The sequence below is a fragment of the Cupriavidus sp. SW-Y-13 genome (assembly GCF_009793345.1).
Lineage (GTDB): Bacteria > Pseudomonadota > Gammaproteobacteria > Burkholderiales > Burkholderiaceae > Cupriavidus.
In genome coordinates, this window is sequence record NZ_WHLX01000003.1 from 484011 (window position 1) to 498867 (window position 14857).

The 14857-nt window shown below is 58.2% G+C and carries 13 protein-coding genes; 6 read left to right on the top strand and 7 right to left on the bottom strand.

The window, feature by feature from the left end:
- Window positions 1-21: 21 nt before the first annotated feature.
- Both GA566_RS29730 and GA566_RS29735 read right to left on the bottom strand, forming a co-directional pair.
- A complete protein-coding gene (locus GA566_RS29730; protein ID WP_043355344.1) occupies window positions 22-1245 on the bottom strand; it encodes a CaiB/BaiF CoA-transferase family protein in 1224 nt (407 codons plus the stop codon).
- Window positions 1246-1279: 34 nt separating this feature from the next.
- Window positions 1280-2884 (bottom strand): FAD-binding oxidoreductase, encoded by a 1605-nt coding sequence (locus tag GA566_RS29735; RefSeq protein WP_137924359.1) that lies wholly within the window; start codon window positions 2882-2884, stop codon window positions 1280-1282.
- Between the two features lie 472 nt (window positions 2885-3356).
- On the opposite strand from GA566_RS29735, the gene GA566_RS29740 reads away from it, so the two are divergent.
- From GA566_RS29740 to GA566_RS33455, 6 genes are all read left to right on the top strand, one after another.
- Window positions 3357-4238 (top strand): LysR substrate-binding domain-containing protein, encoded by an 882-nt coding sequence (locus GA566_RS29740; RefSeq protein ID WP_043355340.1) that lies wholly within the window; start codon window positions 3357-3359, stop codon window positions 4236-4238.
- 332 nt (window positions 4239-4570) lie between these two features.
- The gene (locus GA566_RS29745; protein ID WP_043355338.1) at window positions 4571-6082 is read left to right on the top strand and encodes an FAD-linked oxidase C-terminal domain-containing protein; all 1512 of its coding nucleotides are present in this window, start codon (window positions 4571-4573) and stop codon (window positions 6080-6082) included.
- 1 nt (window position 6083) lies between these two features.
- A complete protein-coding gene (gene glcE, locus GA566_RS29750) occupies window positions 6084-7157 on the top strand; it encodes a glycolate oxidase subunit GlcE (protein ID WP_062794395.1) in 1074 nt (357 codons plus the stop codon).
- A 10-nt stretch (window positions 7158-7167) separates the two neighbouring features.
- A complete protein-coding gene (gene glcF / locus GA566_RS29755) occupies window positions 7168-8427 on the top strand; it encodes a glycolate oxidase subunit GlcF (RefSeq protein ID WP_043358198.1) in 1260 nt (419 codons plus the stop codon).
- A 127-nt stretch (window positions 8428-8554) separates the two neighbouring features.
- The gene (locus GA566_RS29760; RefSeq protein WP_043355330.1) at window positions 8555-9079 is read left to right on the top strand and encodes a gamma carbonic anhydrase family protein; all 525 of its coding nucleotides are present in this window, start codon (window positions 8555-8557) and stop codon (window positions 9077-9079) included.
- A 387-nt stretch (window positions 9080-9466) separates the two neighbouring features.
- Entirely contained in the window at window positions 9467-9832 is a 366-nt protein-coding gene (locus GA566_RS33455; RefSeq protein ID WP_224040759.1) for a MarR family transcriptional regulator, read from the top strand.
- A 257-nt stretch (window positions 9833-10089) separates the two neighbouring features.
- On the opposite strand, the gene GA566_RS29770 is transcribed toward GA566_RS33455, so the two are convergent.
- The 5 genes from GA566_RS29770 to GA566_RS29790 all read right to left on the bottom strand — a co-directional run.
- Window positions 10090-11517, bottom strand: coding sequence for an NAD-dependent succinate-semialdehyde dehydrogenase (locus GA566_RS29770; protein ID WP_062794397.1), 1428 nt, complete (start codon window positions 11515-11517; stop codon window positions 10090-10092).
- Between the two features lie 62 nt (window positions 11518-11579).
- Window positions 11580-12548, bottom strand: a complete 969-nt coding sequence (locus GA566_RS29775; RefSeq protein WP_043355327.1) for a tripartite tricarboxylate transporter substrate binding protein — start codon at window positions 12546-12548, stop codon at window positions 11580-11582.
- Between the two features lie 31 nt (window positions 12549-12579).
- Window positions 12580-13776 (bottom strand): NAD(P)/FAD-dependent oxidoreductase, encoded by a 1197-nt coding sequence (locus tag GA566_RS29780; RefSeq protein WP_062794398.1) that lies wholly within the window; start codon window positions 13774-13776, stop codon window positions 12580-12582.
- Entirely contained in the window at window positions 13776-13973 is a 198-nt protein-coding gene (locus GA566_RS29785; RefSeq protein ID WP_043355325.1) for a ferredoxin, read from the bottom strand. Before GA566_RS29785 ends, GA566_RS29780 begins: the two co-directional genes overlap by 1 nt.
- 23 nt (window positions 13974-13996) lie before the next feature.
- Window positions 13997-14857, bottom strand: an 861-nt coding sequence (locus tag GA566_RS29790; RefSeq protein WP_160475105.1) for a cytochrome P450, incomplete at its 5' end; no start/stop codon positions are given.

The following is a 14857-nucleotide window of genomic DNA, read 5'->3' on the forward strand; positions in this document are numbered from 1 at the left end:
TGTGGTCGGGCGGATTACACGTCAGATCGTCCCATCGCGGCGCATTGCCTCAATTTGCTCCACAGACTTCCCGAGCTCATTTTTCAGGATGGTTTCAGTGTGTTCGCCCAGCGCTGGGGGCGCGCGAAGGTAGTCGATACTGCTGCGAGAGAACTTGATAGGGTTCGCAACCTGGGGCGCGCTTGCACCGCTGCTGTGGGGCAAAGAGAAAACCATTTCACGCGCCCGGATATGGGGATCCTCCAGTGCTTCTGGAATGCTCTGGATCGGGCCACAAGGTACGCCGACCGATTCCAGCAGTTTGAGCCACGTGTCTCTCTCTTCTTCTTCAAAGCGAGCCGAGAGCACCTCCACAAGACTTTCACGGTTCTTTAGACGATCCGCATTGCGTCGATAGCGGTCATCATCCGGAAGATTGATTAAACCCAGCGCTTCGCACATGGCTCGGAACTGCCGGTCATTACCGACTGCTACGATCAGAGAGCCATCGCTTGCAGGGAATGACTGATAAGGTGCGAGATTGGGGTGCGCGTTGCCCCAACGACGCGGGTGGCTCCCGCCCACCAAATAGTTCGAGGCCTGGTTTGCCAGCCACGCCACCTGCGTATCCAGCAGGCTCATATCGATGTACTGCCCGCGGCCACTGCCGACTCGCTCAAATAGCGCGCTGACAATTGCAACGCTTGCATACATGCCAGTCATCAAGTCCGATATGGGCACCCCGCATTTTTGCGGGCCGCCACCGGGGACGCCGTCGCGCTCGCCTGTGATGCTCATCAGCCCGCCCATGGCTTGCACCACGAAATCGTATCCAGCCCGCTTGCGGTATGGGCCCGTCTGCCCGAAGCCGGTGATGGAGCAGTAGACGAGCCGAGGATTGATCTCACTCAGGGTCTTGAAGTCCAACCCGTAACGTTGCATATCGCCGAACTTGTAGTTCTCAACGAAGACGTCGCAATCTTTGACTAGCTCGTGCAGCAAATCCTGACCGACCTTGCTGCTGACATCCAGAGTGATCGAACGCTTCCCGCGATTGGCGCAAAGGAAGTACGCCGACTCTTCCGTCGTCGTGCCATCCTCACGAGTAAGGAACGGCGGGCCCCAAGCTCGCGTGTCATCGCCGGTGCCGGGACGCTCAACCTTCATCACGTCAGCGCCCAGGTCGGACAATAGTTGCGTGCTCCAGGGTCCAGCAAGGATCCGGCTCAAGTCTAGGACCTTGATACCTGCAAGGGGGCCTGCCATATCTCCTACTCCTCTTTTTTGAGTTTCTAACTAATTAGCTCGGGTCGAACAGCACGCCAGGGTTCAAGACCTGGTGCGGATCAAAGGCCTGCTTGGCGGCCTTTAGCGCGGTGCAGAACAGCTCCGGCCGTTCCTTGTCGTACCAAGGGCGATGGTCCCGACCAAGCGCATGGTGGTGGGTCACCGTACCGCCTGCGTCCACCATGGCTTGCTCTCCAATGCGTTTGATCGCTTGGAACTGCTCGGGCAATCGAGCCTTATCGCCATAGGCAAACCACGTGAAATATGGCGCAGGGCCATCAGGGTAGAGGTGGGTAAAGCGGCAAGTCACCGAACCCGGGCGGCCGGTAACTTCGCGAATGGCCCGATGCGTTTCTGCCTTGACGTGCGCGTGAAGAGCGGCGAACTTGTCCCACGTGCACGCGGTTTCCATGGTCTCGCGCATGACGCCGCGAGCAATGGCGTACTCGCGCAGGTATGGGCCGCGCAGGAACTTGTTTCGCCAGCTCGATGTCGCAGCGTCCGCACCACCTTGGTTTCCGCTGACCGGATCATCGTCCCATTCGCCGCCGCACTCCGCGCAAATTTCCAGTGCTCGCTTCAGGCGTGCCTCGACCGGGTGGTCGGCGGACTCGAATCCCAGCACGAGAATGTCATAGCTGCCGTCGCTCGAACCCGTGTACAAGGCTTCTTCGCGTTCCACAAGGCGGGCATTGGCAGGGTTCAGTCCAGATTGAGACAGTACCCGTGTGGCCTCGACAGCGCGCGCATAGTCACGGAAACGTACGGTCACCTGCTTGCGGAAGACCGGCCGGCGGTGAAGCTTGACCCACGCCTCGGTAATGATGCCCAGTGCGCCTTCGGAGCCGAGGAAAAGTCGATCCGGATTGGGCCCCGAGCCGGACACCGGGAAACGGCGGGATTCGATGGCACCTTGGGGTGTTACGACCCGCATGCTCTCGATATGGTCGTCGATTTGAGTGAACGCCGTTGCAAAGTGGCCTGCTGCCCGTGTTGCGATCCAACCCCCCAGCGACGAAAACTCCCACGCTTGCAGGAAGAATCGCATGGTCAGGCCGGTGGGCTTGAGCTGTCGCTCCAGATCCGGGCCAAGGACGCCCGCTTGAATGCGGGCGGCCTGCGATGCCTGATCTACTTCCAGCACCTTGTCGAAGTGCTTCATGTCGATGGAAACTACGCCGCGGTAACGATCGTGCTCCGGCGGATTGACTCCGGCCACGACACTGGTGCCGCCGCCGTACGGAACTGCAGCAACGTTCTGGCGCCCGCACCAGTCGAACAGGTCCACGATGTCCTGCTCAGTGCGCGGGTAGGCGATGACGTCCGGCGGGTTGGAAAATTCCCGGCGCATTGCGCGCGCAACATCCATGGTGCCCGCGCCGTAGGTGTGATACAGGCGGTCGTAATGATCGCTTGTGCAGATTTCGCGAAGCGACGCGGGCAGCTGTACGCGAGGTTTGCGCAGCGAAATTTCTTCGGGCGTCGGAAAAGGTGTCGCTTCGAAGTGCTCGACACCCAGCAAGCGTGTCCACGCTGCCTCGAACTCCCGGATTTCGTCCGGCGTGACGGTGTCACCCTCATAGCCCCACCCGTAAAACTTACGACGACGTTCCTGCATTGTTGCCTCCTGTGTGATGTGGTAATCGATTACATACGTTACGGTAACCTGCATCAGAGACTGTAAATAACCAATGCCAGTACGGTGATGAGGCGAAAACAGCACTGCGTGCAATCGATTACATAAGTTTAGATTGGTGCGGCATAATGTCAAGCAGTTAACGCAGTCGCGGCCATGGGTTGGAGCAGGAGTCGACGAAGAGATCGGATCGCTAAGAGACCTTCCCGCGGCGAGGTCACTGTGGGTTGGAGAGCGACTTACTTGGTGGTCTTCCCTTGCAGGGCGTCACGTACGTCCTTGCCTGAGGACCCAGTGAGTCGATCCTGAGCAAGCAATCTGGGGGCGCTTGCTCGTTGCAGCGTTGGCATGGTGCTCGAGCGACAGAGCAGCAAGAAGTGTGGCCGCTCCCTAGGCCTCAAGCGATGACATGCGGCATATCCGCCCTGGGTAGCCCACCAAACGGAGAGAAGATATGGCCCTGCAACACATCCCGCCCATTCAATGTCTTGTCACCTTCGAGACGGTTGCAAGGCTTCGGAGCGCCACACGTGCCGCCGACGAGTTGTGTGTAACAACCAGCGCCGTGAGTCATCGAATCCGCCAGCTTGAATCTCACCTCGGTGTTGAACTCTTCGGGCGGAGTGACTTCACGCTTTCTGCACATGGTGCAGCGTACCTGGCGAATGTCCGAAGCGGCCTCGCTGCGCTACAGCAGATGCCGGTCAAAAATGGAAAAGCCTCTTCCACGCGACTGCGGGTCGCGGTGACCCCAACTTTCTCCAGGCAGTTCCTGATGCCCAAACTGGAACTGTTCCGCAACAAGTATCCGGACATCGACCTTATCTTGCAGGTCTCCATCCCATTCCTGGACGTCACAGCCGAGCCATCCGATTTGGAAATCCGGTACGGCGCCGGCGGATATGCGGACGTCGATCATCGCGTCGTTCTCTCGGAGGAGGTGGCGCCGGCTTGCAGCCCTACCTATCTCAACGAGTTCGGCCCCTTCGAAGGCTTCGAAATGGCGGGTGAAATCGACCAGGCGCGTCTGATACGTAGCCCGCTTGAGCCTTGGACGACATGGTTCTCCTCATGTGGATTGACGAGAACGGAGCCGCATGTGGGCGCTCAATTCAACGATCTAGGGCTTCTCTATGACGCAGCCGCGTGCGGGTTCGGCGTGGCACTAGTGAGGACCCGTATGGCGCAGTCATGGCTAGAGGGGGGGCGACTCATCCGCATATCGGATCGATCCGTGCCTTCACCGATGGCGCACTACTTATGCTGGGAACCTGGGGCCCTGGAGAGATGGGAGTGCGCCGCCTTTATGGAGTGGCTCACCGACTCGCTAAGTTGAGCGGCCCAAACACGGCAATCAAGTTTTCTGCAACTCAACCGCAAATAACTCTCAACCTGCTATATCGCGTGATTGTCTACAGTCAAGTCATGGCGTCTCGTCGACGCCTTTGACAGAAGTGTATTAGAACCTCCCCACACAATGCATCGCATTCATCGCTCAACGTTTGAGCCTCAGCGCCCGGAAGCAACGCTCCGCCTTGGAGCTGCAGCATCCGTCCAGGCTGATTGCGCGGTTCGCCGGCTCGCTACGGTCGCGCCGTCGCTCCGCACTGATTATCCAATAGACCGGCACAGCACGACGCAGCTTCATCGCACCAGGAGGGCAAAGTCATGAATGCGACGCGTGACGGCTGGTTGGCACATCCTACTGACGCTGAGCGGAGGGAAGCCCGGCGTGCGGAAGTGGTTTCCGCGCTAGAAGGCGTGCTGCCTAGGGACCTTATCCTGTCGCAGCGCGAGGACACCCAGCCATTTGAATGCGATGGCCTTACGGCCTATCGGGCGCAGCCGCTCGTCGTGGTGCTTCCCGAAACAGAAGAGCAGGTTGTTGCCATTCTGCGAACGTGCAAGACGCTCGGTGCGCCCGTCGTGGCTCGGGGCGCAGGCACGGGATTGTCAGGCGGTGCGCTCCCACATGAGATGGGCGTGCTCCTTTCGCTCGCTCGTTTTAACCGGATCGTCAGGGTAGATCCTGTGAGTTGTACCGCAGTGGTCCAATGCGGTGTACGCAACGCCGCAATCAGTGAGGCAGCCGCTACGTATGGGCTGTACTACGCCCCCGATCCGTCCAGCCAGATTGCCTGCACGATCGGTGGAAACGTGGCCGAGAATTCCGGAGGCGTCCATTGCCTCAAGTACGGACTCACGTTGCAGAACGTAATGAAAGTACGGGGATACACCATTCAGGGCGAGGCGATAGAGTTTGGATCGGAAGCCCTTGATGTCCCTGGGCTCGATTTGCTCGGCGTCGTTGTAGGCAGTGAAGGGATGCTCGCAGTGACATTGGAAGTCACCGTCAAGTTAATTCCTAAGCCAGAACTTGCGCGATGCATCGTTGCAAGCTTCGACACCGTCGAAGCCGCTGGTGACGCCGTAGCCAACGTCATCGCGGCCGGCATCATCCCAGCCGGCCTGGAACTGATGGACAAGCCGATGACCGCCGCCGTAGAGGACTTCGTGCATGCTGGCTATGACCTGGACGCGGCCGCAATCCTATTGTGCGAGAGTGATGGGACGGCGTTGGAGGTCGAGGACGAGATTGTGAAGATGAATGCCGTCCTCACCGCCAGCGGGGCCACTCGTCTTGAAGCAAGTCAGGACGAGGCGCAGCGTCTTCGTTTCTGGAGCGGGCGAAAGAATGCATTTCCCGCGACGGGGCGCATGAGCCCGGATTACCTGTGCATGGATTCCACGATTCCTCGCAAGAGTCTCGCTGCGATCCTTCGAGCAATCAGCGAGATGGAGGTGCGCTATGGGCTTCGCTGCGTGAACGTGTTCCACGCCGGCGACGGGAATCTACATCCGCTGATCCTTTTCGACGCCAACAATCCCGAAGAACTGCACCAGGCGGAGCAATTCGGCGCTGAGATTCTGGAAACAAGCGTCACGCTTGGCGGGACGGTGACCGGAGAGCACGGTGTGGGCGTGGAGAAGCTGAACTCAATGTGCGTTCAGTTCTCAGGCGCAGAGCGAGAACAAATGTTTGCGCTGAAACGTGCATTCGATCCGCAATCGCTCTTGAATCCTGGGAAGGTAATTCCGACGCTGCATCGATGTGCCGAATATGGTCGCATGACTGTTCGGCGTGGGATGCTGCCGCATCCAGAAATCCCGAGGTTCTAGAATGACGACGATCCCCACGGAAGTGTCTCATCTGATTGAGACAGTCCTGCATGCAAGAAAAACGAAGACCTCTCTCAACATCGTTGGCGGCGGTACGAAATGCTTCTACGGTGAAGAGCCGTCGGGTGAACCGTGTGATGTCCGGCGCCTCAGCGGAATTTGCAGCTATGAACCGTCTGAGCTGGTTGTCACCGCTCGTGCAGGCACACCGCTAGAAGAACTTGAGGCCGTGCTGGCCGAGCACAATCAGTACCTTGCCTTTGAGCCGCCACGCTTTGCTAAAGGAAGTACTGTCGGAGGAGCGGTCGCGGCAGGTCTGAGCGGGCCAGCACGCGTCGGGGTAGGGTCCATTCGGGACTTCGTTCTCGGCGCGACCATGATTAACGGCAAAGGCGAGCTTCTGACATTCGGCGGGCAAGTGATGAAGAACGTTGCCGGTTATGACGTTTCGCGTCTCCTGGCGGGCTCAATGGGAACACTCGGTGTTATCTGTGAGGTCTCGCTGAAGGTTCTGCCCATTCATTCATCGAGGATCACCCTGTTCATTGAACGCGACGAAGCAGGGGCGTTGTCTCTCTTAAACGGGCTGACTCGGCAAGCATTGCCAGTCAATGCGAGTGCCTGGCACGACGGAAAGCTGTTCCTCCGACTGAGTGGTGCAGCCTCTGCTGTCACGGAAGCCAGAAAGCGTTTGGGCGGGACTGAGCTGGAACCAGACGAAGCGTTGTCCTGGTGGGATGCCGTCCGCGACCACCGCCACGACTTCTTTTCACAGAGCGACGCGCCTCTCTGGCGTGTTTCCGTTCCGGCAGTCTCCCAACCCTTCTTGGCCGCGAATCAGCTTATTGAATGGGGTGGTGCATTGAGATGGCTATACACCGACGATCCCATCGAGGACGTTCGGGAAATGGCGTCATCGCTTGGTGGTCACGCCACGCTGTTCAGGGATCCGCATCATAGGAGCGGCGTGTTCACGCCACCGAGCGATGCGCTCTTCGAGATTCATCGCAATCTCAAGCAAGCGTTTGATCCCGATGGCATCTTCAATGTTGGTCGACTCTACCCCGGCCTGTAAGGGGCTCCATATGCAGACAAAACTAAGTCATGAGTTTGCCAACACTCCAGAAGGGGCGGAGGCCGAAGAGATTCTGCGCAAGTGCGTGCATTGCGGCTTTTGTACGGCAACGTGTCCGACTTACCTGCTTCTGGGCGATGAACGTAACGGACCCCGGGGACGCATCTACTTGATGAAGCAGTTGCTTGAGGGGGAAGAGGTCACAGCAAGCACCCAACAGAATCTAGACCGCTGCTTGACGTGCCGGAACTGTGAAAGCACCTGTCCCAGCGGTGTCGAGTACGGCAAGCTAGTTCACATTGGGCGGAAGCTAGTCGATGAGCGAATTCCTCGTCCGCCAAAAGACCGCGCGGTGCGTTGGCTGCTGCGTGAGGGGCTAACTTCGCCATTGTTCTTGCCGGCCATGAAGATTGGCCGAATGGTTCGGCCGCTACTTCCTTCCAAGCTCGCCAACAAGCTTACGCCGAGCAGACCTGCGGGTCAGCGCCCAACGCGCCGCCACGCCAGGAAAGTGCTCATGCTCGAAGGTTGTGTGCAGCCGGCGATGATGCCGAACATCAATTCTGCGACCGCGCGGGTACTCGATGCAGCCGACTTTCAGGTTGTAAGTGTTCCTCGAGCCGGTTGCTGTGGCGCGATCCGGCTGCACACCGGAGATCACAAGGGCGGCCTCGATGATATGCGCAGAAACATCGACGCCTGGTGGCCGGCGATTTCCAGCGGTGAAGTCGAGGCAATTGTCATGAACGCGTCCGGCTGCGGCGCGACCGTGAAGGACTACGCCGACTTGCTAAAGCATGACGCGGAGTACGCCGAGAAGGCAGCTCGGGTTAGCGAGTTGACCCGCGACCTGAGCGAATTGCTTCCTGAACTTCTGCCAAGACTGCGCGGCAAAGTCAAAGCGTGCGACAAGCCGGCCTTGGCGTTCCATCCGCCGTGCACGCTGCAACACGGCCAGAAGCTGCGGGGAGTGGTGGAGGAGCATCTGGGACAGTTGGGCTTTTCCGTTCATCGTGCCAGCGTGGAGAGTCACCTTTGTTGCGGCTCAGCCGGCACCTACTCCGTTCTGCAGCCCGAAATTTCACTCCAGCTCAGAGACCGCAAGATCGAGCATCTGAGCGAGAAGCAACCTGACTGCATCGTGTCCGCGAACATCGGTTGCATCCAGCATTTGCAAAGTGGAACGCCCACGCCAGTAAAGCACTGGATCGAGGTACTGGATGATGCAATCGAGCCGGCAGTCCAACCAGAGGAACAAGTATTTATCTAGCGGCAGGGCAAGAAACGGCGTCGAAGTCGGCACGGGCTGCGAGAGCGGCCCATGCAGTAGTGTTTCGCCTCCTGCAAGTAACGCGGTCGGCGAAAAGTTAGTCACATCAAGATAAGAGGAGCATTTTGTGGCGATCTATCGAATTGGAGAGAAAGAACCGACAATTCATCCGAGCTCGTATGTATCCGAGCATGCGGTAATCATCGGCGACGTGGAAATCGCCGAAGACGTGTCCATCTGGCCCGGCGCTGTGATCCGCGGCGACAATGAAAAGATCACGATTAGGCGAGGCGTGAACGTCCAGGAGGGGGCTGTGTTGCACACCGATCCTGGCTTTCCCGTCGAGGTAGGCGAGATGGTCTCCATTGGACACCAGGCGATGCTTCACGGTTGCAAGGTCGGAGCACGTAGTCTGGTCGGCATTCAGGCTGTGATCCTGAATGGATCCGAACTCGGACAACAATGCCTCGTGGGGGCCGGATCCTTGATCGGCGAGCGCAAGAACTTCCCGGCAGGAGGCTTGGTCATGGGCACACCTGCAAAGCAGGTACGTGAACTAACGGAGGAAGTCAAAGCTGCGATCGAGAAGAACGCTGACGACTACATTAACAAGGCGAAGACGTACAAGAAGGACCTGGTCAAGCTGAGTTAGCAAGCTCCGCGCGTCGGCGGATCAAGCGTCGACGCCTTGAGACGAGAGCGCCAGCCAGCGCCTCGTCTCGTCATCCCTCTCCATCAAGATTGGTGCTCCGGCCATCGCGAACGAACGCGACAAGGCCCGGCCTTGAGTTGCTACCCGGCCACAGGCACAGAACCCCTTCACGCGCCGCCGCTGTCTGCGTGGTCGCTACCCTCACCAGTCGGACCATATCGACTCGGTGCCTCCAGGTACTTCGCGCGATCATTCTTCACTGAATCGTTATATCATCTGCTCAGTGATTGCCCCCTTTTTGTAGACATGACAGAACCTACGGTTGAAATGCTTGCGGACGAACTTAGACCCCGCTTGATGCGGATCGTTGTAGCGCTGCGGCGGGAAATGAGAGCGGCGCACGTGCCCCCCGCGCAGAGCGCTGTTCTTAGTGCATTGCTCGTAAGAGGGCCGATGCGAGTTAGCGATCTGGCCAGGAATGAAGGCGTCAGATTGCCTACGATGACGCAGATTGTCGGGCGGATGGTCGACGCCGAGTTAATCGCGCGCTCCGCACCCGTCGGCTCGTACAACAACATGATTCAGATTACTGATGAAGGCCGGGCTGTGGCCGGCAAATTGGCCGCACAGCGGACGGCGGCACTGGGCAAGCGCATGGAGGGATTGACGCCCGAGGAGTTGCAGACGGTGATCGCGATGTTCCCCATCATCGATAAGATGTTCAAAAGAGAACCGTGGCTGGACCACGAGTAATACCAACGAAATCTTCCTGGAAGACGACACGATTCGAGAAGGCTTATCGCTAGCCGGCCGCGCTTGCGCTGCAACTGCGGAGCCATGCAGGGAGTTGTCAGAGTCGCCGAGAGCAACCGCATCGCCCAATATGGGGCGCACTGCCGCGACCTATACGCTAATAAAAAAGGCGCCTAACACTCACTTAGGCGCCAAAACCTGACTGGGAACGTAGCTTCGGGGGAAAGGGCGACGTATCGCCCTTTGCGGCCCCCGATCTACACTTGAGTTACAAATTTCGTGACGAGATAGCCGTCGAACGTCTCGGTCCCACCCTCACTCCCGATACCGCTATCTTTAATGCCTCCAAACGGTGTTTCGGCGAGAGCGCTTCCAAAGTGGTTGATGTTGACCATGCCGGCCTCAAGGCGGGTAGAGACAGCATGCGCTGTCTTCGCTGACTCGGTAAACACGTAAGACGACAGGCCGTAAGTCAGTTTGTTCGCCCGTGCCAGCACCTCATCCAGATCGTCGAACGCTACAACCGGGGCGACAGGGCCGAATGGCTCGCAAGTCATGAGCATGGAGTCGTCTGAAATGTCTATAACGACGCTGGGCGCGAAGAAATGTCCTGTGTCGCTGCACCTGGTCCCTCCCACGACAACCTTTCCGCCGCGCGCTTTGGAGTCGGCAATCAACCCTTCCATTGCAGCAACACGGCGTTGGTTTGCGAGCGGTCCCATCTGTGTCGAGCTGTCTATACCGTTGCCGACCCGCACTGCGCCAATGACGTCCGTAAAACGCCTGAGGAACCTATCGTAAGCCCCGCGCTGGACGAAGAAGCGGGAGGGCGAGACGCATACCTGACCAGCGTTTCGCAGCTTGTAGTTTGCAAGCATCTCGGCGGCGGTATGGACATCCGCATCGTCGAAGACGATTGCAGGGGAGTGACCACCAAGCTCCATAGTGATTCGCTTCATATGGGATCCTGCTAGAGCTGCTAGTTGTTTGCCAACAGCAGTGGACCCCGTAAAGGAGATCTTCTGGACCAGCGGAGATGCAATGAGGTGTGCTGACACCTCCGCCGGGACGCCAAATACAATGTTTAAGCAACCAGGAGGAAGGCCCGCATCATGGAACAGTTGAGCGATCGCCAGCACGGCACTCGGTGTCTCTTCTGGTCCCTTCAGAATGATCGTACAGCCTGCGCCAAGCGCGGCAGAGATTTTCCGGATCGCCTGATTGAAGGGAAAATTCCAAGGGGTGAAGGCTGCGCAGACTCCGACCGGCTGACGTAGCACGAGCTGGCGGACGTTAGGGTTGCGGCTGGGGATCACGCGGCCGTAGATCCGCCGAGCCTCTTCTGCATGCCAGTCCGCATGCTCTGCACAAACCGTTACTTCGCCCACGGCTTCGTGCAGAGGCTTCCCCTGGTCAATGGTCATGTTGCGGCCGATTTCCGGCGCCCTTTGACGGGCGAGCTCCGCAACTTTACGCAAGATTGCACTGCGTTCCAAAGGCGATGAGTCGCGCCACGTCAGGAAAGCTCGATGAGCCGCCTCGACGGCGGTGTCGAGGTCCTCGCGGGTGGCGAGCGGCAGTCGCCCAACGACCTCCTCCGTCGCAGGATTGACTACGTCCTGGTGTCGCCGGCCTTCAATGCCGAGAAATTCGCCATTGATGTAAAGGGATAATTCTGGATACACAGCGTGTACTCCAATGACTAAGAGGTTAGCTACGAAATTCTGTGCTTGTGACGGAGGTCGATCTATTCGAGCTTAAAATCACCGACCTTAATTACTGCATCAATGCTCTTCTTGCGCTGCTTAAGGTAGCCCTCGAAATCCTCCGGGGACTGCGTAATGACTTCCATTCCAGTGCCTTGCATCCGCGTGCGAAGCTCGCCGTTCTTCAAAATCGTAGCGACATCGCTCTGCATTTTTTTGATTGCGTTCTGGGGCATCTTGGCAGGCGCATACAGGGCGATGGTTCCCGTAAGCTGGACGTCAATCCCCGCTTCCTTGAATGTAGGGACGTTTGGCAGCATAGGCGAGCGTTCTGGCGTCGACACGGCAAAGGCCTTCACTTTTCCAGCCTTAACGAGTTGCGCGATCGGTGCCATATCGATCATGAGCATATCGATCTCGCCTGAAACGATAGCGGGGACACTTTGCCCAGCACTCTTGTAGCCGACTGGGGTCATCTTTACCCCGGTCTTTTGCGCGAACTCCTCCATACCGACACGCATGCCCAAGTTGGCCCATCCGTACGTGAACTTCCCGTTGGCCGCACGAGCTGCCTTAATGAGGTCAGCGAGGTTGTTGTATGGCGCGGAAGCCGGGGTCACCACAACGAGTGGGGTTGCGGCTAGCCCGCTCACAAGGGTGAGTTCCTTGGTGGGATCGACAGCAACAGTGGGGCGCAAGTTTGCGTCGATGATCAACGTGGACGGGGGCATGACCAGAAGGATCGAACCGTCCGGTTCAGCTCGCGCGACAGCCTTGCTGGCGATCGCCCCGTTTGCGCCTGGCCGATTTTCGACGATTACGGGCCGATTCCAGATTTTTGCCAGCTCTTCGCCAACTGCGCGTGCAACTACGTCGGTGCCACCGCCCGGTCCGTAGCCAACAAAGAGCCGGACCGGCAACGGGCCAGATTGCTGGGCGTACAGGATGGAGGGCAGGGCCAGGGAGCAGAGTAGGACTGCTCTGCGGATAGCCGAAGCGGGTTTTGTCATGTTGTCTCCTCTTTTATTATGAAATACAGCCTTAACCTGCTACCGCAGCTGGAGCGTGGCTCTTCGTCCACTCCTCCTTCAACAGCTTGATGTGCTCACGCGCTTTTCTACTGGCGTTCCAACTAAGAACGCCCATCAAAACGTCTCCCTGGTAGTAGCGAAAGATGCAGGAGTCGTCTTTCAGTTGATCCCCTTCGACAACTTCAACGGTGTATTGAGGGCCGATGCGTCCGTAGCTGTGGATTTGGACCTGGTACTGATCCGACCAGAAGAACGGCAGCGGAGCGTATTCAACGCGAGAGCCGAGCATGTTCTTTGCCGCGGCCATCGCCTGTTCGCTTGCATTCGTCCGGTGTTCAATACGCATGTGCTCGCCGTAGCCTTTGTGAAACCACTCTGCAGCATCGCCGGCGGCATATACGTTCGGGGCTGCTTCACAGTATTCATTGCAGACTACGCCGCTGCGGATGTTTAATCCGCTGCACCACTGCACGCTGGGAACTGCGCCGATAGCCACAACAATTACGTCGCAAGCAATCACAACCCCAGTGTCCAAGCGGACTTCGGTAATGGTGCGGTCACGCCATTTCACCTCCCTGAGTTCGCAGTCGTTGTGGAAAACCACGCCGTTGGCTTCATGGAGTTTTTCGATCCGCTTCCCAACGATATCCCCGACTCGCGCCCCGAGAGGAACTTTCGACTTGTCGATGACGGTCACCTCACAGCCGCTGGTCTTTGCAATCGCCGCTAACTCTGTGCCGATGAAGCCCGCGCCGACTACTAGTGCCCGCTTTCCGGCAGTCAGATGTTCCCGAATCGCCAGCGCGTCGTTTAAGTTGCGCAGGCTGTAGCAGTTCGCCGCCTGGCTGAGGTTGGGAATCACTCGAGCGTCCGCGCCCGTGGCGATCAGCAAGCGATCATATTGAAGTGTGGAGCCGTTGCTGAGTTGCAGTGAACTGGCGTCCGTATCGAGGCCGGTGGCCGATGTCCCGTCCAGGTAGTGCAGGTTCAGCGCCTTCATGCCGTCTTCGGACACAAGGTTGAGCGCCTCTACCGGACATTCTCCTGCCATCAGCCGCTTTGAAAGAGGAGGGCGGTCATAGGGCATGCCGCCTTCCTTTCCAATCAGCGTGAGCCGCCCTCCCCAGCCCTGTGCGCGCAGCGCTCGTGCTGCCGTGATGCCGGCGGCCGAGGCGCCGACAACGACGATGTGCTCGGGGGAGTTCATCACTGATCCTCGTGAATCTCGATGGCGAGCGCTGGGCAGATGCCAGCCGCCAGGCGTGCTGATTCGAATTGGTCAGCCGACGGCTCTGCGTTCAAGAGAATGACGATGCCATTGTCCTTTTGGTCGAACAGATCCGGCGCGTTGACGACACATTGACCAGAACCGCAGCACTTTTCGGGGTAGATTGTGATTTTCATGATGCTTCTCATTTAAGTCGGGATTACCAGCGAACAGGGAGTTCCTTGACGCCATACATGAGTGAATCGCCCTTGAACTCAAGGCTTTCCACGGGAACAGCAAGCTCGAGGTTCGGAAACCGCTCCAGCAAGGCGGTGAACATGATCTGCATTTCGAGCCGTGCGAGGGGTTGACCGATGCACTGATGCGGGCCGTATCCGAACGAGACCTGCGTCCTTGAATCTCGGCGAAGGTCGAACACATTCGGATCTTCAAATTTCGAGCTGTCGCGATTGGCCGAGACACTCAGCACTACAACGGGGTCGCCCGCCTGGATCATTTGTCCGTTCACGACAATGTCCTCGGTCGCGACACGACGCTTTCCTGAATGTGTGACATCCAGATAGCGCAGAATTTCTTCCACCGCATTTGGAACGAGGCTTGTGTCTTGTCGAAGCTCATTCCAGATATCCGGTCGTTGCAGGAGGAAAAGCACTCCCATTGCGGTCGTATTCGCCGTGGTCTCGTGGCCGGCAATCAGCAAGAGCCTTGCAAGGGAAACAACGTCCGTTTCGGTGATATCGCCCTTTCGTACGTGATTGACGATGAGGCGGCTGAGGATATCTTCCCCGGGGTTCTCCGATCTCTTCGCCACCAGGCCCTTCAGGTACACCTCGCACAACTCATGATTTGCGGCGATGGCCTCCTCAAGCGTCGCACTACTCGACGTCAGGACCATCGCCAGTTCCTGAAAGAAGTCATGGTCTTCGTACGGAACGCCAAGCAACTCTGAGATCGCCAATGCCGGCGTAGCCAACGTAAAGGCGCTAACCAGGTCGGAGGGTTGAGGCTTTGTTGCGAAGTCGTCCAGCAGCTTGTCTACGATCGCCTGAATCCGCGGGCG